General features: G+C 38.8%; 19 protein-coding genes and 1 tRNA gene. 11 read left to right on the forward strand and 9 right to left on the reverse strand.

Features of this window, described 5'->3' with window-relative positions:
* Positions 1–25: 25 nt before the first annotated feature.
* Together ACXITR_RS06340 and ACXITR_RS06345 are read left to right on the forward strand one after the other, a co-directional pair.
* The gene (locus ACXITR_RS06340) at positions 26–1,744 is read left to right on the forward strand and encodes an Rqc2 family fibronectin-binding protein (protein ID WP_457996388.1); all 1,719 of its coding nucleotides are present in this window, start codon (positions 26–28) and stop codon (positions 1,742–1,744) included.
* A 146-nt stretch (positions 1,745–1,890) separates the two neighbouring features.
* On the forward strand, positions 1,891–2,763 hold the full coding sequence (locus ACXITR_RS06345) for a mechanosensitive ion channel family protein (RefSeq protein ID WP_457996389.1): 873 nt from the start codon (positions 1,891–1,893) through the stop codon (positions 2,761–2,763).
* Between the two features lie 37 nt (positions 2,764–2,800).
* Here ACXITR_RS06345 and ACXITR_RS06350 read toward each other — a convergent pair whose 3' ends face one another.
* On the reverse strand, positions 2,801–3,520 hold the full coding sequence (locus ACXITR_RS06350; protein WP_457996390.1) for an LmeA family phospholipid-binding protein: 720 nt from the start codon (positions 3,518–3,520) through the stop codon (positions 2,801–2,803).
* Between the two features lie 204 nt (positions 3,521–3,724).
* On the opposite strand from ACXITR_RS06350, the gene ACXITR_RS06355 reads away from it, so the two are divergent.
* Both ACXITR_RS06355 and ACXITR_RS06360 read left to right on the forward strand, forming a co-directional pair.
* Complete coding sequence (locus ACXITR_RS06355) at positions 3,725–4,468, forward strand: pseudouridine synthase (RefSeq protein ID WP_457996391.1); 744 nt, start codon at positions 3,725–3,727, stop codon at positions 4,466–4,468.
* A 32-nt stretch (positions 4,469–4,500) separates the two neighbouring features.
* The gene (locus ACXITR_RS06360) at positions 4,501–5,319 is read left to right on the forward strand and encodes a helix-turn-helix domain-containing protein (protein WP_457996392.1); all 819 of its coding nucleotides are present in this window, start codon (positions 4,501–4,503) and stop codon (positions 5,317–5,319) included.
* 71 nt (positions 5,320–5,390) lie between these two features.
* On the opposite strand, the gene ACXITR_RS06365 is transcribed toward ACXITR_RS06360, so the two are convergent.
* Positions 5,391–6,989 carry an iron uptake porin gene (locus tag ACXITR_RS06365; protein WP_457996393.1) on the reverse strand — a complete coding sequence of 533 codons (1,599 nt, stop codon included), beginning with the start codon at positions 6,987–6,989 and terminating at the stop codon, positions 5,391–5,393.
* 166 nt (positions 6,990–7,155) lie between these two features.
* On the opposite strand from ACXITR_RS06365, the gene ACXITR_RS06370 reads away from it, so the two are divergent.
* Positions 7,156–8,046, forward strand: coding sequence for a glycosyltransferase family 2 protein (locus ACXITR_RS06370; protein WP_457996394.1), 891 nt, complete (start codon positions 7,156–7,158; stop codon positions 8,044–8,046).
* A gap of 70 nt (positions 8,047–8,116) precedes the next feature.
* Here ACXITR_RS06370 and dnaJ read toward each other — a convergent pair whose 3' ends face one another.
* The 3 genes from dnaJ to holA all read right to left on the reverse strand — a co-directional run bounded on the left by dnaJ (position 8,117) and on the right by holA (position 10,507).
* Positions 8,117–9,256 carry a molecular chaperone DnaJ gene (gene dnaJ, locus ACXITR_RS06375; protein ID WP_457996395.1) on the reverse strand — a complete coding sequence of 380 codons (1,140 nt, stop codon included), beginning with the start codon at positions 9,254–9,256 and terminating at the stop codon, positions 8,117–8,119.
* Positions 9,257–9,369: 113 nt separating this feature from the next.
* Positions 9,370–9,453: transfer RNA gene (locus tag ACXITR_RS06380), tRNA-Leu, on the reverse strand.
* Positions 9,454–9,532: 79 nt separating this feature from the next.
* Positions 9,533–10,507 carry a DNA polymerase III subunit delta gene (gene holA, locus ACXITR_RS06385; protein WP_457996396.1) on the reverse strand — a complete coding sequence of 325 codons (975 nt, stop codon included), beginning with the start codon at positions 10,505–10,507 and terminating at the stop codon, positions 9,533–9,535.
* Between the two features lie 128 nt (positions 10,508–10,635).
* Between holA and proB the strand changes: the two genes are divergently transcribed.
* A complete protein-coding gene (gene proB / locus ACXITR_RS06390) occupies positions 10,636–11,745 on the forward strand; it encodes a glutamate 5-kinase (protein ID WP_457996397.1) in 1,110 nt (369 codons plus the stop codon).
* 48 nt (positions 11,746–11,793) lie between these two features.
* Positions 11,794–13,074 (forward strand): lipid-A-disaccharide synthase-related protein, encoded by a 1,281-nt coding sequence (locus ACXITR_RS06395; RefSeq protein WP_457996398.1) that lies wholly within the window; start codon positions 11,794–11,796, stop codon positions 13,072–13,074.
* 24 nt (positions 13,075–13,098) lie between these two features.
* On the opposite strand, the gene ACXITR_RS06400 is transcribed toward ACXITR_RS06395, so the two are convergent.
* Complete coding sequence (locus ACXITR_RS06400; RefSeq protein ID WP_457996399.1) at positions 13,099–14,778, reverse strand: transglutaminase domain-containing protein; 1,680 nt, start codon at positions 14,776–14,778, stop codon at positions 13,099–13,101.
* A gap of 273 nt (positions 14,779–15,051) precedes the next feature.
* On the opposite strand from ACXITR_RS06400, the gene ACXITR_RS06405 reads away from it, so the two are divergent.
* The gene (locus tag ACXITR_RS06405) at positions 15,052–15,690 is read left to right on the forward strand and encodes a hypothetical protein (protein WP_457996400.1); all 639 of its coding nucleotides are present in this window, start codon (positions 15,052–15,054) and stop codon (positions 15,688–15,690) included.
* A gap of 60 nt (positions 15,691–15,750) precedes the next feature.
* The gene (locus ACXITR_RS06410; protein WP_457996401.1) at positions 15,751–16,305 is read left to right on the forward strand and encodes a pentapeptide repeat-containing protein; all 555 of its coding nucleotides are present in this window, start codon (positions 15,751–15,753) and stop codon (positions 16,303–16,305) included.
* 186 nt (positions 16,306–16,491) lie between these two features.
* On the opposite strand, the gene ACXITR_RS06415 is transcribed toward ACXITR_RS06410, so the two are convergent.
* The gene (locus tag ACXITR_RS06415; protein ID WP_457996402.1) at positions 16,492–17,487 is read right to left on the reverse strand and encodes an adenosine kinase; all 996 of its coding nucleotides are present in this window, start codon (positions 17,485–17,487) and stop codon (positions 16,492–16,494) included.
* 146 nt (positions 17,488–17,633) lie between these two features.
* Between ACXITR_RS06415 and recN the strand changes: the two genes are divergently transcribed.
* On the forward strand, positions 17,634–19,364 hold the full coding sequence (gene recN, locus ACXITR_RS06420; protein WP_457996403.1) for a DNA repair protein RecN: 1,731 nt from the start codon (positions 17,634–17,636) through the stop codon (positions 19,362–19,364).
* Here recN and ACXITR_RS06425 read toward each other — a convergent pair whose 3' ends face one another.
* A complete protein-coding gene (locus tag ACXITR_RS06425; protein ID WP_457996404.1) occupies positions 19,365–20,111 on the reverse strand; it encodes a hypothetical protein in 747 nt (248 codons plus the stop codon).
* A gap of 131 nt (positions 20,112–20,242) precedes the next feature.
* The gene (gene hmpF, locus ACXITR_RS06430) at positions 20,243–21,874 is read right to left on the reverse strand and encodes a pilus motility taxis protein HmpF (protein ID WP_457996405.1); all 1,632 of its coding nucleotides are present in this window, start codon (positions 21,872–21,874) and stop codon (positions 20,243–20,245) included.
* Between the two features lie 202 nt (positions 21,875–22,076).
* On the opposite strand from hmpF, the gene ACXITR_RS06435 reads away from it, so the two are divergent.
* Positions 22,077–24,782 (forward strand): CBS domain-containing protein, encoded by a 2,706-nt coding sequence (locus ACXITR_RS06435; RefSeq protein ID WP_457996406.1) that lies wholly within the window; start codon positions 22,077–22,079, stop codon positions 24,780–24,782.
* Positions 24,783–24,821: the final 39 nt, after the last annotated feature.

The following is a 24,821-nucleotide window of genomic DNA, read 5'->3' on the forward strand; positions in this document are numbered from 1 at the left end:
CCCTGACACCTAACCCCTAATTAGTATGCAACCCGTTGACTATACCGCCCTCGTGGCAATCTGCCATTCTCTCAATACCGAATATATACCTTCCCGTTTAGAACAAGTGTATCAGTGCGATCGCACTTCAATCTCATTATGTTTACGTAGTCTGAAAAAAAAATCATGGCTAACCATTGCATGGCATCCCGAGGCCGCCCGAATTTGTATCGGAAATCCTCCCCCTCGCAAAAAAGATACTTTCACCTTCAGTGAACAACTACGTCACCTCATTAGCGGGTATGCTTTAATCGGGGTAGATATTGTTAGTGAATGGGAAAGAGTGATTGACTTCCAATTTGCCCAACGCCCCAACGAAAAACCCTTGTATCATCTCTATGTAGAAGTGATGGGGAAATATAGCAACGTCATCCTTACCAACGCCCAACAACAAATTATTACCGTTGCCAAGCAAATTACCTCCGCCAAATCCAGCGTGCGCACCGTGGAAACCAGCCAAGCCTATCAACTACCCCCTCCCCTCACGGGTAACACCCCCAAAATGGAAGAATCCCTCACCGACTGGCAAGAAACCGTTAACCTTATACCTGGCAGACTAGATAAACAACTAATAAAATCCTATCGGGGAGTAAGCCCCACCATTGCCAAAGAATTAATAAATCAAGCCAAAATAGAGTTACCTACTCAAAATCATGAGTTAACCCCCGATGAATGGGAGAGACTTTATCAACAATGGCAACAATGGTTAACCACAATCCACCAAAAAACTTTTTTTCCCCACACTACCCCATCTGGCTATAGCGTATTACCTCCCCATGGAGAAAATATTGCTCAGGAAAATTTGCATAAAATAATTGATGATTACTATACAAAAAAAATTAATCAAGAAAACTTTCAGCAATTACAACAACAACTGCAACAAAAAATAAAAAATATTACTAAAAAATTACAGGTAAAAGCCGACAAATATAAAGATAAAATGAATCAATCGGCTAACTCCGATATTTATCGTACCCAAGCTGATTTATTAATGGCAAATCTTCATCAATGGACTATCGGGAGTGAATCGATTATTCTCGATGATTTTAGCACAGGAGAGCCTATTAAAATACCCTTAGCACCCGATAAAAATGCCATCCAAAATGCTCAAGCCCTTTATAAAAAACACCAAAAATTAAAAAGAGCAAAAGATGCGGTTAAGCCCTTATTAGAAGCAGTAGAAGAGGAAATAAATTATCTTCAACAGACTTTAAATAACGTTTTACAATTAGAAAATAATGATCTAGAAGACTTTGAAACCTTAGAAGAAATTAAGGGGGAATTAATTAGTCAAAAATATATAGAAGATAGCCAATATAGACAGTTAAATAGTAATCAAGAATCTCAACCTCGGACTTTTAAAACCCCTTCTAATTTTGAAGTATTAGTAGGAAGAAATAACCGCCAAAATGATTTACTTGTATCTCGTATTGCCACCGATTATGATTTATGGTTTCATGCCCAAGAAATTCCGGGTTCCCATGTTTTGTTGAGATTAAATGCGGGGGATATTCCTGATAAAAAAGATTTACAATATGCCGCTAATGTAGCCGCTTATTATAGTCAAGGAAGGGAAAGCGATCAAGTACCTGTAATTTATACTAAGCCCAAGTATGTTTATAAACCCAAGGGGGCTAAACCGGGGATGGTAATTTATAGTAATCAGACGGTTATTTGGGCAAAATCATCGGAGTTTATTAACTAACTACTTTGTGATATTTCACTTATTTTGTTTCATGATATACATTTTTAATAAAGGTAAATATTTCTAAATAATCAGAAATAAAATTTAACTATTCTGACTTTATTTCTAATGATATAAATAAATTACTATTTACATGAAAATCGAAAATGACAACACAATTTTGGTTCGCTCAACTACCTGTAGATGAAATACAAGTAGAAAGAGTAAACGTTTTTTTACAGACTGTTAGGGAGCAACTAGCAACTTTTGGATTTAAGTTGGTTGGGGCAATTTTACTCTGGATAATTGGGCAGTGGTTAATTAAGAAAGGAATTAGGTTATTATCTCGCCTGTTGAAAAGACAGAGTGTCGATATAACTTTGATTGCTTATTTGACTAATTTTTTGATTGTCGCTTTAAAAATCATCCTGATCGTAGCAATTTTAGGTTATTTTGGCATCGAAACTACATCTTTTGCGGCCCTACTAGCGGCGGCTGGTATCGCCATTGGTGCGGCTTGGGGAGGCCTTTTAGCTAATTTTGCGGCGGGAGTATTTCTTGTTTTATTTACACCTTTTGCGGTGGGTGATTTTATTTGTGCTGGGGGAGTAACTGGTACGGTGGAGGAAATTGGTTTATTTGTGACCACTATCAACACCCCTGATAACGTTAATACTATCGTAGGCAATAATAAAATTTTTGCTGACAATATTCAAAATTATTCTGCTAATCCTTATCGTCGTGTTGATTTGGTGGCTCAATTAAGTCATAGTACGAACCACCAAGAGGCGATCGCACTTTTAACCGAAAAATTAACCACCATTGACAATGTGATTGACGAACCTGCCCCCACGGTGGCAATCCTAGAATTTAACTTCGCAGGCCCTGTCTTAGCGGTACGCCCCTATTGTAACAGTGATCATTATTGGCAAGTCTATTTTGATACCAACAAATTGATTAAGGAAACCTTTGGAGAGGCTGGTTATAACGTACCAGAGCAACATTATGCTGTACGAGGCTTAGATAAAGTAAACGCTTAAAAAAAATACGGTTTGGTGGGTGATACCTATCAAACCCTTAACTAACTACTTTGATTTTACCGACACAGTGTAACTCCTGTGGGGAAACCGTTAACTCCGAGAGTGAAACATCATTGCCTAAGTCAATGGTTAAATCATTAATGGGAATATTATTTAACTCTTTCATTCCTTCTATTTGTAAATTAGTTAGCATTAATTTTTGTTCATCTTTTACATCTATATTGCTGATAATACTTAATAGACTACTAGATTTATTTATGGTATCAATTAATTCCCCTTTGATAATAATTTTTTGAATATCAATGATAATATCATTCCAGTTAATTTGATATTTACTAATAATTTCTTCTCCATTTTTTATGCCTTCATTTTCTAACAAAATTTTGAGCATATCCGTTAAGCCCTGAATTAATAAAGAGGATTGGAGAGATTTTTTTAACTCTTCATTAGTCGTAATTACATTCCCCGCCACAAAAATAGGTTGTAATAACTTCAAAGGTTTTCCCCGTAAAATACCCCCTAAATTAACCGCAATATTTTCTGTGAAAACAGAAGCATAATTTATAAAAATTCCCTGATAGTTAGCTTCTTTTGCCGTTAAATTTATTTGATTAATTTTTCCCGAAAGAATTTGTTTGTCTCCTGCGTCAATGATAATATCTAATTGCGTTATGGATTCAACCTGACTACGAATCCATAGTTTTACGGCGGGGGCAAGAAAACGAGATATTATTTCTGACTTTTTTTCGGTATTCATAACAATGTAAAAGTTGACCAATAAAAAGTTTACAATAAAGAAGTTACTAAAGCATAGTTTTTATTGACTTGTAAATTTTCCACGGGCGTTTTATTTTATAGCTTTCTCCACCACCAAAAATATGATGCTGATAATTTAATATTGAGCTAATTTGTGTAATGATGATTAGTGGTTAAATATGATTGTTTTTCAATAATCAAATTAATGGTTGATAGAGTTCAAAAAATATTAAGAGAATGGGGAGTTGCTTCCCGTCGAGAAGCTGAAAAAATGATTTTGGCAGGGAAGGTAAAAGTTAATGGTAATATAATCACTTTGGGTGACAAAGCAAACCCTAATAGAGATAAAATAGAAGTAGATGGTAAAACTCTAAGTCGGCGAAACCGGCCTCAATTAATCTATATTTTACTGAATAAGCCTAAAGGAGTTGTATCTAGTTGTGATGATCCTAAAAAACGAAAAACTGTTTTAGATTTATTAAATCCTGAGTTACAATTAGGACAAGGTATCCATCCTGTGGGTAGATTAGACATGGATTCCACAGGGGCTTTGATTCTCACTAATGATGGTGATTTTACCCTCAGTCTGACTCATCCCCGTTATCACTTACCGAAAACATATCAAGTGTGGCTTAAGGGTGATATGCCTGATAATCTCATCAAAAAATGGTCTGATGGTTTTATGTGGGAAGGGAAAAAAACTCTACCTGCTGAAATAGTTGTAAAAAAAAGGACTGTTTCTAAAACTCTGATTGAAATCGTTCTCCATGAGGGGCGAAATCGTCAAATTAGACGCATTGCCGAACTTTTTGGGCATCCTGTTATTAGCTTACACCGAAGTGCGATCGCCTTTATTCGTTTAGGAAATTTAAGGTTAGGAGAATGTCGTTTTTTAAATGAATCAGAGGTGAAAAAATTGAGTATAATTGCCCATAACCCAAAAAATTAAGATTCAGATAGAATGAGCTAGATAAAACATATATGTTGAAACTTTTTGCCAGTAAGCAACCCCCAGAGGTTGATTATAATCAAATTCGTCAAGAGGAATTGGATAGAATTAGTGTCTTGTTGCAAAATAAGAGACTTTCTTTGGGTTGGGATATTGAATCTGTCTCTAGTAAAATTCATATCACTAAAACTATTTTAAAGGCGATGGAAAATGGTGATTTAAGTAAACTACCGGAGCCTGTATTTATCAAAGAATTACTTAAAAAATACTCCGAATTTTTAAATATAAACATAGAAGAAGAAATTAAGAATTTTCCCACGGATAAAAATAATAATCAAAAAAATAAATCAATTCACCATAGAAATATTAACCCTTTAAATTTTAGGGTCAACTTTAACAGTAAATACTTATACATTGTTTATATAGCTCTTCTCTTCTTTTCGGTAAAAAGTCTTAATGAAATGTTGCAACCAACCCCTTTCAGCACCCAAGACATTCCCGAAACTCAAAATAGCCAGAATAATACCGAAGACAACCAAGCAATAATAGATAATTTAGCTAACAATGGTCAAACGGTGGATAACCCCACTATCCCTGTGGTGGATACTAATCCAGAGCAATTGAAAGTAAACATTAAAGCCCAAGATGATTCATGGGTGAGGGTTGTAATTGATGGCAATACCGAATTTGAAGGTATTTTAACCGAAGGTAGCGAGAGGGAATGGATTGCTAGTAGAGAATTTACCATCCGTGCTGGTAACGCAGGGGGTTTATTAATTAGTGTCAATGAAGAAACCCCAAAACAAATCGGTGAATTGGGGCAAGTAGAGGAAATCACTCTAAACTTATAAAAACCAAAACCCACACTAACAGAAGATTTTGTACTCCGTTGGTGTGGGTGAAAATGTGCCTAGGTAAACAACTAGAAACGGAAAGTAGTGCGCACAGCACCTACATAGACAGTATCATTGCGACTGTCATGGTTAGGATTAAATACAGCATACAATCCGGGGGTAATGATTATGTTGCGATTAATAGGATAACGATATTGTAACTCCACCATATAGGAAGTATCCCTTTCAAACTGAGAGCGAGGGGGCATACCGCCACCAATGGAAAGCACTGCACCTTCTCTGCCCACATCTACGAAAGATAGGTTAGTAGCCCATGTCCACAACTCAGCATTGTCTCTGTCTGTGGCCGCACCTACAATACCACTACGGTTTAAATTGTCCGCAGAGACGTAACTACCAGAGGCACTAAGGTTCACCCGAGGTGAAATACGGAAGTTTCCTTGTAATCCAAAACGGTCAGAACTAGCACCACGTCCACCAAAGGGGTTAGCCGTTGCACCGCTACTGGTACCACTGGCAAGGTTTACAGAGCCGTCAGGTTCATAGGTACGAAGATAGGCAAAGGCTAGGGCTAGGTTACGGGAGGGGGTAAAGCTTAATTGAGCCCCTGTACTAAATCCACCATCAAATAAACCATTGCCCCTTGTGGGATCACTAGCATTACTTGCAAGATAAAGAGCATTTAATCTTAAGTTATCACTAAGTTGAATGTTCGCACCAATCCCAGCTCCCCCAGGACCTCTTAGGGTGAGGGGATCTCGGCGTAAGAATCGGGTTAGGGAGCCTGTACCGCCACCTTCTAGGAAAGGATTGTGAACACTAAAGATGCTGTCAACATTAAGGGCGTTGGTGCCGATATGGGCGGTAATAGAATCACCCACAGGGAAACGATAGGCTAAGGTGTCAAGTTCAAAACTATTATTAGTATTAGCATCATGCCCTAAACGCAACATATTACTATTACCAAAGCGCTCAAAGTTGCCTGATTGTAAACGAACTCGAAGGCGATCTTTTCCTGTAAAGCTAGTATCAAAGTTGAGACGCGCACGATTGGCGAACATGGTTTGATCTCTATCTACCCCAGTACCTTGGAAACTGTCACGATTATTATTAAAGCCATTGGCAAGGGTAAAAATTACTTCCCCACTTAGTTTAGTGGTGGTGGAAAATTGATGATCTTCGAGGAATGCCACTCGCCCTTCAAGGTTGTCAACCCTGGCCCCTAGGGTGGCGAGTTCGGTTTCAAATTCGGAAATTAGTCTTCTGAGGGCGGCGATGTCTTCGTCCCCTACTCCACCAGTGCCGATTAAACGCTCGATGGATTGCATACAGGAATTTAAACCGGCGGCAAATTCAAAACGGCTTAAGGCTCTGTTGCCACGGAAGGTGCGATCGGGATAACCCACAATACAACCATAACGCTCTACCAAACTTCTGAGGGCTTCGTAAGCCCAGTCGGTGGGGGATACGTCACTGAGTTGATTAACGGAGGTGACTTGTCCTAGTTGATTATCTGATGAAGATAAAAAGTCGATGGTATTTTGACTATTATCTGATAAAATATTTTGAGAGTGATTATCATTCCCACTTGCTTCCCCTGCTAAAGTCAAACTTAGGGAAGAAATCAGAGCCACTGCTCCTAGTTTTTGCCAAGAATTAGTTGACATTAATGTTAAATCTCCTTCACACGCTATTTAAGAATACTACTCAATTAGTATAAAATAAAAATGGAGTTTATTGCAAATAATTTTTAGTAATTTTCAAAAAAAAAAGTTTTTTCCATAAATTGAGATAATATGTGGGAAACCAATTGAAAGAGAAAAAACCTGTGTTATGGGAGCGGAACAAAAAAAAATTCCTGTATCTGTTTTAATTCCTGCTAAAAATGAAGAGAAAAACATTCAGGCTTGTATGGATAGCGTTGCCAATGCTGATGAGGTTTTTTTAGTAGATTCCCAAAGTGGCGATCGCACCGTAGCCATTGCCGAAGAAAAAGGAGCAAAAGTAGTACAGTTTCACTATAATGGCACATCTCCCAAGAAAAAAAACTGGTCATTGGAAAACCTACCCTTCAAAAATGATTGGGTATTAATTGTGGATTGTGATGAGAGAATCACCCCCGAACTGTGGGCAGAAATTGCCGAAAAAATTCAAGATGAAACCTACCAAGGGTACTATCTCAATAGAAAAGTATTCTTCCTAGGGAAATGGATTCGCCATGGGGGTAAATATCCCGACTGGAATTTAAGACTATTCAAACATAAACTAGGACGTTACGAAAACCTAAACACCGAAGAAATAAAAAACACAGGGGATAACGAAGTTCATGAACACGTCATTCTCGACGGAAAAGTAGGCTACTTAGACAATGATATGCTCCATATCGACTTTCGGGACATTTACGAATGGCTAGCCCGTCATAATCGCTACTCTAACTGGGAAGCTAGGGTATATTACAACTTTCTTACAGGTCAAAATGATGAAGGTACCATTGGAGCAAACTTATTTGGTGATGCGGTACAAAGAAAGCGTTTTCTTAAGAAAATATGGGTAAGATTACCCTTCAAACCCTTGTTGCGTTTTATTCTCTTTTATATTATTCGCTTAGGATTTTTAGATGGTAAAGCAGGTTATATTTATGGACGCTTACTCAGTCAATATGAATATCAAATCGGGGTAAAACTTTATGAATTAATGAAATTTAAAGGAAGATTAAATAATTAGGCATTGGTGAATCAATAAAAGGGGAAAGGTGGGCCACACCCACCCTACTTTTTTTGTAAAAAAAATATGATTATTTCTTATGGAAAATACTTTCTAAGAAACCCTCAAAACCTCCTTTAGAAGTATGATCTCCTTTGATTTGAGCTAGTTTTTCTAATAACTCTCTTTCCTCAGAACTAATTTTAGTGGGAATTTCCACATGAACCGTTATTAAATGATCCCCACGACTAACAGAATTACCTAACTTCGGTACTCCTTTATCACGGAGAGTTATCACCGTATCAGGTTGTAAACCAGCAGAGATTGCAATTTCTTCATCCCCATCAATGGTAGCTACCTTGAGACGACAACCCAAAATTGCTTGTAAATAACTAATCGTAATTTCCGAGTAAATATTATTACCATCTCGCTTAAATTGACTATCAGTTTCCACCGAGAGATAAACATAAAGATCTCCAGCCGGACCTCCACGGGTACCAGCATCTCCCTCCCCTGTTACCCTGAGACGAGTACCATTATCTACCCCCGCAGGGATGGTAATTTTCAATTTTTTGTTTTGTTGTTTTCTACCCTGTCCACCGCAAGACTCGCATTTTTCCTCAATAATTTGTCCTTCTCCATTACAGGTAGGACATACCGTTACCTGAGCAAAACTACCAAAAGGAGTACGGGTAGCCCGACGTACCTGCCCTGCACCATTACAAGTAGGACAAGTTTTTACCCCACTACCTTTTTTCGCCCCTGTGCCATTACACACCTCACAGGTTTCTAGGTGAGGGATTTTGATTTCTTTTTCACCACCAAAAACCGCCTCACGGAATTTTAGTCTCAAGTCTAATCTGAGATCATCCCCTCTGGCCGGGCCACGACGACGGGCGCCTGTAGTCGCACCACCACCGCCACCGAAACCACCGCCAAAGAAGGTTTCAAATATATCGGCAAAACCGCCCATATCATTGGGATCAAAGCCTGAAGCCCCTGCCCCAGCACCACTGACTCCAGCTTCTCCAAAACGATCATAGCGGGCCTTAGTTTCTGGCTCAGAAAGCACTTCGTAGGCTTTATTTATTTCTTTAAATTTATCTTCTGCCCCCGCTTCTTTGTTTACGTCGGGATGATATTTTCGTGCTTGTTGTCGATAAGCTCTTTTTATTTCTTGTTTGGTCGCATCACGGGAGACTCCGAGGATTTGGTAATAATCGCCTGACATATTGCTTGGTTCTATTTTCGTGATTGGTCTGCTTTTTTACACTATCATCTAACATTCTACTAGATCAGCTTAACATTATGTTACTTTGATTTAGCCCTATGGTGCAAAAAAGATGCGCAAACCGGGACTTGAACCCGGAAGTCCTTAAGAACACTAGAATCTGAATCTAGCGCGTCTACCAATTCCGCCACTTGCGCTTTTTTTATTTGATAATAAAACATATTACAACTATTGCTGACTTTTTGCTTATTTTTCTGGAAAAAAGATTAATGGTTACTATAAATTTGTTAGTTGAATGATGGCTTTTTGGAGGGCATTGAGGGGGATTTCTCCTCTTTTTAAGCCTAATTCTAAGTCGAGGAGGATGGGGAGGGTAGATTGTAATTGTTGGGCAGAAATGTTACTAACTTCTTTTCTGAGGAAATAAATTCTTTTAGGGTTGCTAATGTCGGCTTGGTGGGCGATTTTTTTTTCGTCTTTTTCCCCCGATTCGATGACGGTTTTTACCATGGCCCAGGTGCGAAATTGTCCTACTAGGGTAGCAACTATTCTCAGGGCTGGTTCGTTGAGGTTGATTAATTCTTGGGCTAGTTGCAGGGCTTTTCCTGTATCTTGTTTGAGGATTGCTTGGGCTAGTTGCAGGCTGTTTTGATTACTGACGTTAATTAGGGCGTTAACGGTTTCTTGGCTGATGGGTTGGGGATTATCTCCTTGATAAAGGGCTAGTTTGTCTAATTCTTGCCATAGTAGCCGACTATCGTTACCAACACAGGTGGCGAGGGTTTTGATGGCGGGGGGGCTTAGTTTAATGTTTTTTTCTTGGGCTGTTTCTTCTACTCTTTTGATGAGAATATCGGTTTGCCAGATGGGTATTAGGGAAAATTCTTTTATTTGGGTATATTTATTTATTAGTTTGGTGCTTTTGATGCGGGCATCGGGTTTTTTTCTACTGGTGAGTAATAAATGGCTGGTGTCGGGGATTTGGGGTAGGGTGTTTTGTAGTAGGGATAATAATTCTTCGCCACAGCTTTGGCATATGGTTGTATTTTCAAGGTGTACAAGGCGATCGCCATTACCGAAGGGAGGAGTCATCACTTCCATCAAGGCTTGTCGGATATTGTCTTCTTTGTCACCGTTTATTTTTTCGTAGTTAAACTGTACCCAGTTTGGATCTATTTTATCTTGTTTTATAAGGGCGATCGCCCGATTCATGGCAAAATCATCTTCACCCCAGTAGTAATAAATTGGCATAGGTAGAATAATAGACAACAGAGGGAAAACAAAAATCTTGATGGATTAAATAAATAGTGGATAATTCGTGTAGGATTATTTTGTAATCAACACACCCTAACTTCAGCTTACCCAAATTCGGTCATTTAATGAGTCAAATTATCGTCATCAAAATAGGCACTTCTAGTTTAACAGTTCCAGAAACAGGAAGCCTTGCTCTGTCCACCATTGCCACCCTAGTAGAAACCCTTACCAACTTGAGACAACAGGGAAACCAAATCATTTTAGTATCTTCCGGGGCAGTGGGAGTGGGTTGCGGTAGGTTAGGCATTAGTAAACGCCCCCAAAATTTGAACCAAAAACAAGCTATAGCTGCGGTGGGGCAAGGGCGCTTAATTCGTATTTATGATGATTTATTTAATAATCTAGGACAACCCATCGCCCAAATTTTACTCACTCGCCATGACTTTAAGGAAAGAAGCAGTTATGTTAACGCCCATAATACTTTTCAGGCTTTATTAGACTTGGGGGTAATTCCCATTGTTAATGAAAATGATACGGTGGCAACGGATGAATTAAAATTTGGTGATAATGACACCCTCTCGGCTTTGGTAGCTAGTTTGGTGGGGGCTGATTGGTTGTTTTTGTTGACCGATGTTGATAAACTATATTCTGCTGACCCTCGATTAGTACCTTCTGCTACTCCCATTGATTTGGTGGCCAGTGATGAATTATCCCATTTAGATATTAGCGTGGGGGGTAGTGGCACCAGTTGGGGTACAGGGGGCATGATGACTAAAATTACGGCGGCACGCATCGCTACGGGGGCAGGGGTGACAACCGTTATTACCAATGGTAAAAATCCTACTAATATTATTGATATTCTAGCAGGAAGGGCGATCGGTACTCGTTTTGAACCTCAGCCAAGACCAGAAAATGCCCGTAAACGTTGGATTGCGAATGGTTTACTGTCAACGGGTAAAATATATCTTGATGATGGGGCGCTGAAGGCTATTTGTGAGCAAGGAAAGTCTTTACTATCCGCAGGAATTGTACGGGTAGAGGGAGATTTTAACAGTGCGGATGCGGTGGATTTATACTCTTTAAATAATTTAAAAATAGCACGGGGTATCGTGAATTATAGTAGTAATGAATTGCAGTTAATTAAGGGGAAACAATCTCAGCACATTAACAAAATACTGGGCTATGAGGGAGCGGAAACGGTTATTCATCGAGATAATTTAGTGATTGTTAGTTAGTTCATTTTAATGATTGGTTTGACAATAAATTGCCGTAAATTTTGATTTATGAAAAAAGTTTTAGTTATTAGTAATGGTCATGGAGAGGATTTAAATGGTAGTTTAATCGCTGAGGCTTTACGGGATATTGATCCTAGTTTGCAAGTAGATGCTTTCCCCATAGTTGGTCAAGGAAAAAGTTATCTCAGTAAGGGTTTTACGGTGGTGGTACCTACTTTAACTATGCCTTCTGGGGGTATGTTTTATCTTAATACTTTCAATTTTATTAAGGATTTATGGGCTGGGTTAATAGGTCTTACTTTGCGTCAAATATTGACTTTATTTAAAGTTAGGAATCAGTATGATATTTTTGTGGGAGTAGGGGATATTTTACCGTTATTATTATGCTTTTTAATAAGAAGAAAGTTTTATATTTTTTTAGTGGCATATACCAGTTATTATAGTGATAAGGGTAAGTTAGGTTTACCATTATTTAGTCGCTTTTTACTAAATTCTTCTTTGTGTTTGGGGGTTCTTACTAAGGATAATTATACGGCTAAGGATTTACAAAGACAGGGCATTAAAAAGGTTAGTTGCCATGGTTATCCTATTATGGATGCTTTAAAACATAATTCTGACAGGCTTAGTTGCGACTATGGGGGTAATCCCATTACTAATGATTCTAATGCTTTAATGGTGGCTCTGTTGCCAGGGAGTCGAGTTCCTGAAGCCCTCAGAAATTTGGAGTTACAAATTCAAGTATGTGAAAGATTAGTTGCTTTATCTTCTCAATCTTGGCGTTTTTGTGGGGCTTTAGTTAATGATATTATTCACAATGATATAGCGGTAATTGCTAAAAATTTGGGTTGGAATTTTTATTTTGCTAATGAGTTTAAAAATGTTGAAAAAAATGATTATATTTCTCTACGAAATAAGCCAGAAAAGTTTATTTTAATTAAACAAATTAAAGGGAAAGATGTTGTTATTGAGTTGTTTTATCATACCTTTGCGGAGATTTTGGTAAAAAGTGATGTGATATTGGGAATGGCGGGAACAGCTGTAGAGCAAGGGGTTGGACTGGGTAAACCTGTGGTACAAATCATCGGGCAAGGCCCTCAATTTACTTATCGTTTTGCGGAGGCTCAAATGCGCTATTTAGGAATTAACGTCCGCACGGTTAATGAGTTTCAAGATTTAGATTTGATGTTTAGTCAAGGGGCTAGGGAAATTATGGAAATGGTGGAAGATAGTCAATATTTAATGGATTGTCGGGAGAATGGTTTGGAAAGAATTGGCTCGGCGGGGGCTTCAAGGGCGATCGCCCATAGTATAATTTCAAGTATTGGGTAAGTAACACCATTCCCCATTTCTGCCCTAAGGTTGTAACTCCTCAAGAACATTAAAAGTGACATGATTAATAGCCAACTGCCCAATAGAAGTTTTTTCCTTACTCACGGGTAAACCCTCACTGATGAGAGTTTCAAAAGGCATATCCTTTGCCATTTCCATGTGATACCACGATAAACCCATAAAAAATCTGGTGGGATAGGGGCCCCCATCATCCAAGTCATCGGGGTTTGATTCCATGGGCAACCAACCAATATTAGGTAAATAAAACTCCATCCACACATGGTTAAAATCGGGTACTAGGGGAGTATTAAAATGTAGTACCTTCATCGGACACTTATACCGTCCCACCGTACGACAGGCAATGCCATTAAGACGAGCGAGGGCTAATAGTAAGCCTAAATACTCACCGCAAGAGCCTACCCCCCTTTTCAAGACTATATCGGGGGTATCAATATGGGGTTTTATACCATAGGAAAGGCGATCGTAAACGTAGTTACGGATACTATACATTTTTCTAAGGGGATTGGTTTCGCTACCCCTAGCCTCCTCCGATGCCCTCAAAATAATCTCCGTATTCATGGATAAATCATCATCATCAATCAAATACTTCGTCTCAAATTCAGGGGTAAGGGGAGGTAAACTTTCACAATCACGGGGGGTAATTTGATGCTTAATACTCCAAACCTCCACCACGGCGCGCCAACCAAAAACATAACGCTCATGGGAGTTAAACTCAGGAAACTTAAATAGTGCTACCCTTTGCCCATCATAGTCTTCTTCAATGTAGGGTAATCCCACCGCCTCAATGGTTTTGATTTTCTGACGGGGGCTTTCTGTGGGTAGGGCAATACGCCATTCTAAATCCTTTAAGGTAATGTCATCCAAAGGAGAAACTTCCTCCAGATAACTCATTTCAATTAAAAACCCATTGGAAAGGGTATATTTATTTTCCGAGTCATATTTAAAATATAAAGGATGGATGAAGGTGCGATCGCGGTATAATAACTCATGATTCGGTTCAGCATTTGGATTATCTCGGATGTAGGGTTCTTGATCTGTGTAAGCTATATATAAAACATATTCTCCTGTCTCCTTATCCTCATAAAAACTCAACCCACTAGGATACTCAAAAGGAGTAAGAATACTATACTTAGTTTTTCCCGTTGCCCTATCCAGACAATAAACCGTTTGCTCAAGGTTATCCGATAACCATATTTCCTCACCATGGACAGTAATATTTTCATCACCAATACCCGGAGCATAAAATCGAGTAATTTCCTTACCGTCATCCTTACTATAAACCCCAATAGTGCCAGTTTTCTGGCAAGTAATATAAATAGTCTTTTCCCAAATAGCAATGCCATTGCAAGGATAAGAAAGACTGAAAAAATATTTAGGGGCAGAGATAATTTTTAACTCATTTTCCACCCACTCAATCAGAGTATAGTAAACACTACTTTGAGTCACAAACCATATTTCTGTGTCGGTAATACATAACCCCCTCGCCCCAATAAAATCTCGCCAATAATTACTATTAATAATTTTAGAAACACTGGTTTCGGGATTAATTTGTAATAAATAACCATTGCGAGAATCGATCGCATAGAGACTATCATTTTTAAAGGCCATACCATCAATAGAAGTAGCAACGAGAGGTCTGATGGTGGGGTAAAATTTTTGTTCAGAGTTAGAATTAGAGGTCATGTTTACCGATGAATACCTTAAGGTTTATGAAACAAATGAAAATGCTTTTTTGAATATAGCTTTTAAAACTATCGACACAAGCTAGTACATCATATATCAACTATCCTCTGAGGGTAACAAAATAGTTGCTTGAAAATTTGCTTATGATGAACAATTAATAAAAAAATCTGATTTTCTCAAAATCTAGTCCATCCCAACCATTTGTCCAGAGAGTCTCAAACTCCTGTATAATTGATGACTGTTGACTGGCACATCAAGAAGTAGAAGGAAAAAATGGGCGTCGAATTACGTAGTTATGTATATTTAGATAGATTACAACCCCAACACGCTGCGTACATTGGCACTGTCGCCCTAGGATTTTTACCCCTACCAGGAGACGCTTCTTTATGGATTGAAATATCCCCCGGTATAGAAATTAACCGCATTACCGATGTTGCCCTCAAGTCTGCGGTGGTACGCCCTGGAGTCCAATTTGTCGAAAGATTGTATGGTTTATTAGAGATTCATGCCACCAATCAGGGAGAAACGAAGGCGGCTGGTAGGGCAATTTTAGATGCTTTGGGGGTAAAAAAAGAAGACTCCCTAAAACCAAAGGTAGTATCAAGCCAAATTATTCGTAATATTGATCCTTATCAAGCACAAATTATTAACCGTAACCGCCGAGGGCAGATGCTTTTGGCAGGGGAAACATTATACGTATTAGAAGTACAACCTGCTGCCTATGCCGCCTTAGCCGCTAATGAAGCAGAAAAAGCAGCTTTGATTAATATTTTGAATGTTCAAGCGGTGGGAAGTTTTGGCAGACTATATTTAGGCGGTGCGGAAAGAGACATCAAAGCAGGGGCCGCCGCTGCCCTAACGGCTATTGAGTCTATGGGAGGTAGGGGAAGTTTGAAGGGTATTGAGGAATAATAAAGACACCAGAAAATAAATTTTAATTATTAATTATTCATCATCAATTATTTTTTTAGAATGAGTAAGGAAATTGACTATAAACTCTTAAAAACAGATATAGATAAATGGAATCAATTAAGACAATTAGAGCAAGAAAATAAGATAAAAATTGACTTTTCGGAAGTTAATCTGAGTAACACTAACCTAGAGGGTGCTAACTTAAGTAATTGTGATTTAACTAGGGCTAATTTAATAGGTAGTAATCTTCGTTTTGCTGATTTGAGGGGAGCAATTTTAAATCAATGTAATCTAATTGGGGTTAATCTAAGACTAGCTAATTTGAGAGAATCTTGTCTTATTCAAGCAAATTTAAATCGAGCTAATTTGAGCGAAGCCAATATGATTGGGTGTACCCTCAATGAGTCAGATTTGAGCTATGCAAACCTTTATGAAACTGAGTTGATGGGGGCTTATCTTTATAAAACAAATCTTAGTCATGCTCAATTGGTTAATACCCATTTGCCTAAGGCTTATCTAGTCTGTGCTAATTTAGACTATGCAACTCTCCATAATACTGATTTGAGATGGGCAAATTTGTCTCAGGTTGATTTCTCAAAAACTGTAATGGTTTAATAATTGGTGTTGCTTATTTTTGCTATGAAACATCATTAAACTACAGCAAATATATAATACTAGAACTATTATTGCCATTACCTGTTGCCGAACTAAACTAAAAATGATACCTTAATTCAGTAACGCCTAATAATTTGATTTTTTCAGCAAAAAGACAAGGGGTTTAACCCCCCTGCTAGAAGTAATTTAGTTGGTAACTTCCTGTAAAATTTTGTTCAATTCTTCTGTGGTTAACCTTGGCCCAAAACTGGTGACTAATTTGGCGGAGGCGAGGGAAGCAAGTTTTCCTGCGCTTGAATAGTCTAAGCCGTTGGTGATGCCATAGAGAAGACATCCTGCATACATATCCCCTGCCCCTACGGTATCTACTGCGGTGACGGGATGAGCGGGAATTTCTATCAGTTTTTCTCCATCAAAGATTAATGAGCCTTTTTTGCCGAGGGTGATGGCGAAGGTTTTGGCAATGGTTTTGAAGTAATCCACGGCTAGGGTTAAATCTTCAGTATTTGCCATTTTAAAGGCTTCATCTTGGTTAGCAAAGAGTAAATCGACTCCTTCACCGATAATTTTTTCTACCCCTTCACGGAAAAAGTTTACCATGTTGGCATCGGAGAGGGAAAAGGATACTTTTACCCCTGCTTGTTGGGCTATTTTTTTCGCTTCTATGGCACTTTGGAGGGCGATGGGGGATGAGACGAGGTATCCTTCAATGTAGAGGTATTCAGAGTTTGTGAGGGCTTCTGGGTTCAATTCTGCGGTGCTTAAGTCCCCTGTAATGCCCAAAAATGTGTTCATGGTGCGATCGGCATCGGGGGTTACTAATACAAGACATTTCCCTGTAATGCCTTCTGGGCGGTTTTCTTGGGTGAGGTTGGTATCTAAACCACAGTCAATTAAGTCTTGGAGATAAAATGCACCGCTATTGTCGTGGGCTACTTTACAACTATAAAATCCTTTACCCCCTAATTGGCTGATGGCAACAAGGGTATTGGCCGCTGAACCTCCACAGGCTTGTTTACAAGGGGGGGGTAGTTGTTCTATGATTTGTTGTTGTTGTGTCTCATCCATTAAGGTCATGACACCTTTATCGATTTTTAGTTGAGTGAGTAATTCTGGGGTTACTTCAAATTCCATGTCCACCAGAGCGTTACCCATGCCATATACGTTATACTTTTTGCTCATTGTTAATTTTTGTTGCAATATTTCCTGATCTTCTTATATGGGAGATGTTTCGTCAACTTAATTGGTAATTTTTTTGGTGATGGGGAGGGAAATGATCAAATTGCCGATCGCCCTTAAAATAGATACATAACCGTAGATCGAATTTAATGTTAATTTCCATTCGTATTGATAATTTTGCCTTAGTTGATCATTTAGATTTAGAGTTAGGACAGGGATTGAGTGTTTTAACGGGGGAAACGGGTGCAGGAAAATCGATTATTTTGGATGCCATTGATGTGGTATTGGGGGGCAAGGCAAATAATCGCATGATTCGTCATGGGGAGACTAAGGCGGTGGTAGAGGGTACTTTTTATAGTAATTCTAATTTAGAAGCATGGTTAGAGGAGCAAGAGTTGGACTCTTTCCATGATGGTACGGTGGTATGTAGTCGGGATTTAACCTTTAAAAAGGGTAATTTTCGCTCCCGTAGTCGGGTTAATGGGGTGATAGTTAATAAACAGGTTATCATGGCTCTGCGCGATCGCCTCTTAGAAATTACAGTGCAGGGGGAAACGGGGGAATTATTTGCCATGGGTACCCAACGGGATTTATTAGATGCCTATGGGGGCAAAAAGTTATTAACCCAAAGAAAATTGGTAACGGAAGCCTTTGTAAAAATGGATAGCGCCCATCAAGCACTCATTGCCCGTCGTCAATCGGAACAACAGCGCTTACAAAGGTTAGACTTATTAAAGCATCAGATTAAGGAGTTGAATAGTATTCACTTGCGGGATGGGGACGAGTTAGAGCAATTGGAAATAGAGAGCGATCGCCTAACCCATGTGGTAGAGTTACAACAGTTAAGTTACCAAGCCTATAACCTTTTATATCAAAGCGAAACCGAAGAAAGTGCCACCGCCGATATTTTAGGGAAAGCAGAAGCCGTGTTAATGGATATGGTTAACTACGACAAAGAATTGACCAGTATTTTGGAAATGGTGCAAGGGGCGCTCAATCAAATCGTTGAAGCAGGACATCAAATCCATAGCTATGGTTCGGGGCTAGAAGGAGATCCCGATAGATTGGAGGAGGTAGAAGAAAGAATTAGAACTTTAAAGCGTATTTGCCGTAAATATGGACCAAGTTTAGCTGAGGTGATAAAATACCACCAAGGATTAAAAGAAGAATTAGTACAACTAGAAAGCAATGAGCGCTCCATCGAGGAGTTAGAGGCAGAATATGAACAAATTCAAACCAAAACCCTCGATTTATGCCAGAAATTAACCACCCTACGCACGGCGGCAGCCTCTAAATTAGAAAAACAACTCACCTCGGAGTTAAAACCCCTAGGCATGGAAAAGGTATTATTTCAGTGTCGCCTAACCCCTATCAAACCTTCTATTACAGGTTGTGATCAAGTAGAATATTATTTTAGCCCCAACCCCGGAGAAGACTTACAACCCCTTGCCATGACAGCCTCAGGAGGGGAAATGAGCCGTTTTCTTTTAGCTCTTAAATCCTGTTTTACAGGCACTCAAGTTGATCCTAAAACCCTTATTTTTGATGAAATTGATGCAGGAGTATCAGGAAAAGTAGCACAGGCGATCGCCCATAAACTACATAAACTCAGCCAACAACACCAAGTAATCTGCGTCACCCATCAACCCCTCGTTGCCGCCATGGCAGATAACCATTTCAGGGTATCCAAACACCTCACCGAAGTTAACACCGCCGAAGGAAAAGATATTCGCACCATCGTTAAAATTACCCCTCTCAAAGAGCAAAACGCCCGTCGTGACGAATTAGCCGAACTTACAGGGGGACATTCTGCCACCGAAGCCCTTGCCTTTGCCGATTCTTTGTTAGAAAAAGCCAGTCGAGAAAAAAAGTTGATTTAATTACCTTCTAAACATCCACTCTAAACCAATACTTACCTGAGAATCCGATTGTTGTACCGAATTTTGCCATTCAATTTGAGTAGATAAACGTAGATTTTTATTGATAGCATAAGCCGCCGTAACTTCCGTTATGCCCACCTCATTACTACTTCCGATGCCAAGAAAATTTTGGGTGATAAATACATCCGCCGCCCCTTGGGGAGACAATGGCAAAGCAACTCTTACTCCGAGGTTTAACCCATCAGTGCTATAACCATTAGTTGAAATGGAGCGATAACCCACCACGGGGGCAACGTTAAAATAACCCCCCAATGGTAATAAATAATAATTTACATTGGCACTGAATGAGGAACGCTCTAAAGAATTTCCTTGACTATCTTCCCTGTTAAAAGAAGTGGCATATCTGGCACTAACAGTTAAAGGGGTTTCTCCTATAAATAAATCTTCCACCCCCACAGAAATTCCCCCGATGCCATTATTCGAAGGAAATTCACTATAACCAATTCTTACCCTAGTGGGAAAACTAGGTTTATTTCTGATTTCATTTAATAAATCGGGAGTTTCTTCCACCCATTTTTGCCATACAGGGCTATTTTCAATGATTTCTGGAGAAATATTAAATTGTTGTTGTCTATTTTCTGGCTCAATATTTTGGGCAAATGTAGTTTGATTTATCCCCATGGAGGAGAGCAAAATTACGGTGAAATTTAAAACATACTTATATGTAACAGGAACACTAATTTTCATTAAAATCTTGAAACAAAATATTATCGAAAAAATCTGGGCATTACCTAATAAGGATAATCAACACCATTAGATTACCACAGATATTTAATATTTAAAAAGATATTACTAGCATCAATCATTTTCTAACCAAACTAATTCAACATAGATTGTAGTTCATTCATCGCATCATTTTGAGCCTCTACCTTAGTATGAATTTCCCCTACATCCGATTGAAGTTTTTGAGCATTATTCCTAATATGATTTAGTTGCTCTTGTATGGGATGTAATGCTTGTTCTAATAGGTTTATTTTGGCTTGTATTTCCGTAGTATGGCGACATAAATTCTCAACATTTTCTTGATTTGAATGGAGTTGACTTTCCGCTTGTTGATAGTTTTGCTCTTGAAAATTAATGGTTTCTTGTTCCTGTTTTTGAGCTTGTTGTAGTTGATTTAGTTCATTAGTAAAATGCTCAATTTTTTGATCAATTTCTAACTTTTGAGCTTCTACTTCTGCCAATAAAGGTTTAACATTAATTGTCTCAGCAAAATCTAAATCAATAATTCCTTTACGGCGACTAAATACTTTTAGATATTCATTCAATACTTTTTGTTGTTTTTTGAGATTTCGTCTTTGCCCCACGAGAGTTTCATTTAAAAGTTTCATGGCTTCTTGGGCATCGGCTAACTCGGTTTCAAGACTAAGTTTATCAACCTCACTGGCGTTATTCATTTTGTGCTGAATGTCTTTTACTTCATCGCTTTGGAGGGTTAATTCTTCTTCTTGCATATTAACAAAGTTAACAACCTTGGCGGTTTCCTCTTTTACTTCATTAACTTTTGCCTCTAAATCCCCTAGGGGCATAGTTTCTAGGGTTTGAAGATCAACTTGTTGCTCTTCTCCATCGTCTCCTAGGAGATAGATTTCCTGTTGTAGGCGGTGGATGCCTTCTTTAGTTAGACTAAATTGACGCAACAGACTTTGTTTTTCTTGTAGTTGGCTGTTGATATTTTGTAGGGTTAACTTTGCTTTGGCTAAATTTTCCCTTGCCATCAATAATTCTTCTTGTCTTTGGTTAAAATTTTCCTTTTGGTTGTTTAGTTCATTTTGTTGTTGTTCTAAACTACTTTTATTATGTTCTAATTCTCGCCAATATTCATCTAATTTTGCTTGTTGATTGTTTACCCCTGAAACTATTTCCTCGATGGGTTGGGTAAACATTTGTGGTTGGGGAATATTATTTTTTATAGCTCCCGAAATTGATTCTAATTTTTCACGGATTTCCCCTTGATCTATTTTATTATTATTAAGTCTTTGTTGTTCGTTGGTTAGTTGTTCCCAAGCTGCGGTTAATTTATTTTTTTCTTCCTCGAGGAGGGCAAGTTTGGATTCTTGCTCTTGTAATCTTTGTTGTTGTCCATCTAATTCTGCTTGTCGTTTGGCAATTTCTTCCCCTTGAATTTGTAGGGAAACTTTCCATTCTTCGATTTCTTCTTCTTGGGATTTGGATTTTTCTAGGGTGCGAGAAAAGTGGCGTAAATAGTTCACAATCCTAGAGCCTGCTAATTCTGGTGAACCCTGAATTTGTTTGTTATTATCTAGGTTGACAATGTAAAGAGTACCTTTGCTGGTTTGCTCACTAATTGCGTCTATGTTAATAGTATCCTCTCCTGTAATGGCTGTCCAAGTTTGATCCATTGCTTGAGAGGTTAATAATTTTAATTCTGTCTTGTAACCACCAACAAACCCTCTTGTTTGGGCTTTAACTTCTGCCAGATATAACACAAATCTTTATTCCCTTATATTTTTCTGTGAATAGTAACTGTTCCCATGTTACACCATAATCTTATGGCTTAATATGTGCAAACTCAGGACTAGTAAAGTGTATGTTAATCAATTGATTATAGCAAATTTTTTTTCCTTTAACTATGATTTATGGGGAGTAAGATTGGTATATTTGTTTGGTGGAAAGATTATGATGGGTAGTATGGATTTAATTTTGTGTCATCAGACGGCGGATTTTGATACTTTGGGGGCGGCGGTGGGTTTGAGCAAGATTCATCGTCGGGCAAAAATTGTGTTGACGGGGGGGGAGCATCCTTCGGTAAAAAATTTTTTAGCTTTTCACTGTGATGAGTTGGCTTTGATTGATCGTCGTACTATTCGTCCTGAGAAAATTCGTCATATTTTCATTGTGGATACTCAAAGGGGCGATCGCATCGGGAAAGCAGTACAATGGTTATCGTTACCTAATGTGGAATCTGTCACTATTTATGATCATCACCCTGAAAATGAACATAGTTTGACGGCTACTAATAAATATATCGAAAAAGTAGGCTCTACTAGCACAATTATTTGTGAACTTTTACAACAACATAATATTACCCTCAATGTCATTGAAGCCACGGTGATGGCGTTGGGAATCCATGGGGATACTGGTTCTCTCACTTTTGAACAAACTACCCAAAGAGATGCTTTTGCCTTGGGTTGGTTAATGGGAATGGGGGTGAATTTATCCATGGTGGCGGAATATGCCGAACCTAGTTTATCTCCTCAATTACAGGATTTACTTCCCGATGTTTTAAGTAAGGTAGAAACGGAATATATTAATGAAAGTGCGATCGCCTTTACCCTCTTAGAAACCCCTGATTTTATCCCGGGATTATCCAGTTTAGTAGCCAGAGTCGGGGATTTAATCGAAGTAGATGTATTAATCTTTGCCCATTTTTATCAACAAAAAAAAGGTAGCCAAAATAAACTAGGAATTATCGGACGCTCAAAGCTAGACTCCGTTAACTTAGGACAAATTTTTGCCAAATATGGAGGGGGTGGACATAGTAGTGCCGCCTCTTTTTCCATCCGTTGTGATAATCCCCAAGAAATTTTAGAAGAAATTAAAGCCGAAATCCATCAACAAATCCCCCTCGCCCTCACCGCCTTCGATTTAATGTCTTCCCCCGTGCGCACCATTCGCCCCAAAACCACCATCGAAAAAGCTCAACGTATCTTACTACGTTATGGACACTCAGGGCTATGTATTGTTAATCAGGAAGGGGAATTGGTGGGAGTTATTTCTCGTCGAGATATTGACATTGCCCTCCACCACGGTTTTGCCCATGCCCCTGTCAAGGGTTATATGAGCAAAAATCTGCAAACCATCTCCCCCCATACGGGTTTATCCTCCATCGAAGCCATGATGGTAAACCATGACATCGGCAGACTTCCTGTGTTAGATAACGGTAATTTGGTAGGTATTGTCACCCGCACCGACATTTTACGGCAACTCCATCAAACCCGCATCAGTAAACAGCAACATACCCCCGCATCCCCTGTGGTTTCCTGTTTGTTACCCTCGTTTCAAGAAAGATTACACCCCCCCATGTGGGAGTTGTTACAAAAAGCCGCCCGATATGCCGAGGAAAAAGGATGGCATCTTTATCTGGTGGGGGGCGGTGTTAGGGATTTGTTACTCACGGGGGATAATGATACCCTCAAGTTACAGGATATTGATTTGGTGGTAGATGGTTTTCATCGTAATACCACCACAGAAGCGGGGGTTGCCCTTGCCCAAGCCCTACAGGAAAGTTATCCCCAAGCCCGTCTGAGTATCCATGGAGATTTTCAAACGGCGGCTTTACTTTGGCACAATGATGATAATTTAGATTCCCTATGGGTGGATATTGCCACGGCGCGCACGGAGTTTTATCCTTATCCCGCAGCTAATCCAGAGGTGGAAGCTAGTTCAATTCGTCAAGATTTATACCGCCGAGATTTTTCTATTAATGCCCTAGCGGTGCGTTTAACTAAGCCGAGTCAAGGGGAATTGCTGGACTTTTTTGGGGGAGTGGCTGATGTGCGATCGCACTTTATCCGTGTATTACATCCCAATAGCTTCATTGAAGATCCTACCAGAATATTTCGAGGAGTGCGCTTTGCGGCGCGACTAAATTTTGACATTGAGCCTCAAACCTTGGAATATATTGAATATGCCATCGGTAGCGGTATTTTTGAAAAGGTATCCCTCGAAAAAACATCCATTCCAGCCCTCACCACTCGTCTTAAGGGTGAATTAAGTTATATCTTACAGGCTGATTACTGGAAAAAAGCCCTCACACTCCTGCAACAATTAGGGGCGCTCGGTTGCATTCATCCTCAATGTAAAATTACCCCAGAAATATGGTGGCAAATTCGTTATTTAGATCGTTGGTTAAGATACTATAATCTTGAGAAGGAAAATCAGAAAATTCCTTCTTGGTTGTTACGTTTAGAAATAATTTTAACTAGCCTTGAACTACCAATAAGGGTAAAAGTAGCTGAAAATTTACAACTACCAAAAGATAGTATAGAAAGATTAGCTCACTTAGAAAATAATCAAGAAAAGATACAAAATAGTTTTGATGATAATAATAAATTAAGTGAAAAAGTAGAGTTTTTTAGTGGTTATAAACCCCTTGATTTAATTTTAATTGCTGTAAAAAGTAATAAAGAAATTAGGTCAAATATTTGGCATTATCTTCTCCATTGGAGCAAAACAAACTCCCCCATCGATGGGAATGATTTAAGACAATTAGGTTATAAACCAAGCCCCCAATATCAAATTATTTTAAAAACTGTTAAAGGATTATTTTTAGATGGGGATATTACTACCAAATCCCAAGCTCTTAATTTTATCAGGGAAAAGTATCCCAAATAAAACGAACAATGGGCTTAAGCCCATTGCCAAAACAATAAA

Source organism: Cyanobacterium sp. (assembly GCF_054166785.1).